General features: G+C 74.8%; 2 protein-coding genes and 1 pseudogene. All 3 read left to right on the top strand.

Annotated elements, in window-relative coordinates; translation table 11 throughout:
- Window positions 1-42 precede the first annotated feature (42 nt).
- A partial coding sequence (locus AOK15_RS45310; protein ID WP_055522159.1) for a ferredoxin occupies window positions 43-213 on the top strand: 171 nt, incomplete at its 3' end.
- Window positions 214-311: 98 nt separating this feature from the next.
- Window positions 312-494, top strand: a 183-nt coding sequence (locus tag AOK15_RS47740; RefSeq protein WP_420877017.1) for a hypothetical protein, incomplete at its 3' end; no start/stop codon positions are given.
- 2 nt (window positions 495-496) lie between these two features.
- A pseudogene (locus AOK15_RS33965) lies at window positions 497-2,389 on the top strand (heavy metal translocating P-type ATPase); the annotation flags it as partial.

Consider the following 2,389-nt stretch of genomic DNA (forward strand, 5'->3'; position numbering starts at 1 on the left):
CCTCATCCCCGTACCGCCCGCCACTCCCCCGGAGACCTGGCGATGACCCCCACCAAGACCCTGCGCGTCGACCGCATCGCCTGTACCGGGAAGGGCCTGTGCGGCGAACTGCTCCCCGAACTGATCGACCTCGACGAATGGGGCTACCCCGTCGTCAAAGACCGGGTCGTCCCCGACCACCTGCGCACCCACGCCCGCCGAGCCGCCGCGGGCNNCCGGACGGCCCCTGCCACCGACGCCGGCTGCCACGATGGGATGAAGAGGGACAGCCAGCCCCGACGGTCGCCGCGCCGCACGGACCGAGGTGCGCCATGGATCACACAGCAGCACGACTCAGCCGCCTGACCACCGCAGTCATGTCCCCACGGCTCGAACCGGTCCTCCTGGCCGTCACCGCGGCAGCCCTCACGGCCGGCGGCATCGCCTGGCTCACCGACGCACGCGGCCTCGCCGACCTGTTCTGGGCGCTGGGCACTGCGGCTGCCGTCGTGCCCNNCCGCACTGCGCCGAGGGCACGCGGGTGTCGACCTGATCGCCGTACTCGCGCTGGGCGGCACACTGGCCGTGGGCGAATACCTCGCCGGCGCCCTGATCGCACTCATGCTCGCCACCGGCCGCACCTTGGAAGCCGCCGCCCAGCGGCGCGCCTCCCACGACCTGCGCGCCCTGCTCGAACACGCCCCGCGCTCGGCACACCGCCGCACCGACACCGGAGTGGCCACGGTGCCCCTGGGAGAAGTCGCCGCCGGTGACCTGCTCGTCGTCCGCCCCGGGGAGGTCGTGCCCGTCGACGGCCGCGTGGTGAGCGCCGCCGCCGTCCTCGACGAGTCGGTGCTCACCGGTGAACCCCTCCAGATCGAACGGGCCCTGGACGAAGGAGTGCGCAGCGGTGTGGTCAACGCGGGCGGCGCCTTCGAACTGCGCGCCACCGCCACCGAGCAGGACAGCACCTACGCCGGGATCGTCCGCCTGGCCCAGCAGGCCGGGGCCGAGTCCGCACCGGTCGTGCGGCTCGCCGACCGTTATGCGGCCTGGTTCCTCCCTCTGTCCCTCGTGGTGGCGGGGCTGGCCTGGCTGATCAGCGGATCCGCGATCCGCGCGGTCGCCGTCCTGGTCGTCGCCACGCCCTGCCCCCTGCTGCTGGCCGCACCGGTCGCCATCGTCTCCGGCCTCTCTCGCGCCTCCCGCCTCGGCGTGGTCGTCCGCGACGGCGGCGCGCTGGAGAACCTCGGCCGTGCCCGCACCCTCCTCCTCGACAAGACCGGCACCCTCACCCGCGGTCGCCCCCGCGTCCTCGACGTCACCGCCGCCCCCGGCCTGAAGCCCGCGGAGGTGCTGCGACTGGCGGCCTCGGTCGACCAGTACTCGCCGCACGTCCTGGCCCAGGCCATCGTCGACACCGCCAGAGAACGCGGACTGGAACTGACGGCCCCGACGGACGTCACGGAAGAACCCGGCCGGGGCGCCACCGGCACCGTGGACGGCCGCCGGGTCTCCGTCGGCCGCCTCGCCCCCGCAGACGCCCGGCCCGCCTGGTCGAAGGCGGTCGACAACCGCGCACTCCTCGACGGCGCGGCCGTCGCCTGGCTCACCCTCGACGGACAGCCGGCCGGGGCCGTACTGCTGCGCGACCCCCTGCGCCATGACGCCCCCCGCACCCTGCGCCACCTGCGGTCGGCCGGCATCGAGCGGCTGCTGATGCTCACCGGCGACCGCGCCGCACCCGCCCGCGAAGTCGGCGCCGTCCTCGGCCTCGACGGCGTACGCGCCGAACTCACCCCGGCCGACAAGGTCGCCACCGTACGGGCCGAACGCGAACACGCCGTCACCGTGATGGTCGGGGACGGCGTCAACGACGCCCCCGCCCTCGCCGCCGCCGACATCGGCGTCGCCATGGGCGCCCGCGGCTCCACCGCCTCCTCCGAAGCCGCCGACGTCGTCCTGACCACCGACCGCGTCGACCGACTCGCCGACGCCGTCACCATCGCCCAACGCGCCCGCCGCATCGCCGTCCAAAGCGCCCTCGGCGGCATGCTGATGTCCTTGGCCGCCATGGCGGCAGCCGCCGTCGGCCTGCTCCCGCCCGCCGCCGGCGCTCTGCTGCAGGAGGGCATCGACGTCGCCGTCATCCTCAACGCCCTGCGCGCCCTGCGCGTCGACCAGGCCGCACGCCCCGCCGTCACCCCCGCCGCCGAAGCGCTCATCCACCGCTTCGCCGCCGAACACGACGACCTCCAGGACGTCCTCGACGCCGTACGCGACACCGCCGACCGCCTCTCCGACACCCCCGGCCCCAGAGCGCTGGCCGCCGTCGAGGAAACCCACCGCCTGCTCGCCGAACGGCTCCTGCCCCACGAATACGCCGAAGAACACGAGCTCTACCCCGCCC

The organism is Streptomyces ossamyceticus, assembly GCF_001418475.1.
GTDB lineage: Bacteria > Actinomycetota > Actinomycetes > Streptomycetales > Streptomycetaceae > Streptomyces > Streptomyces ossamyceticus.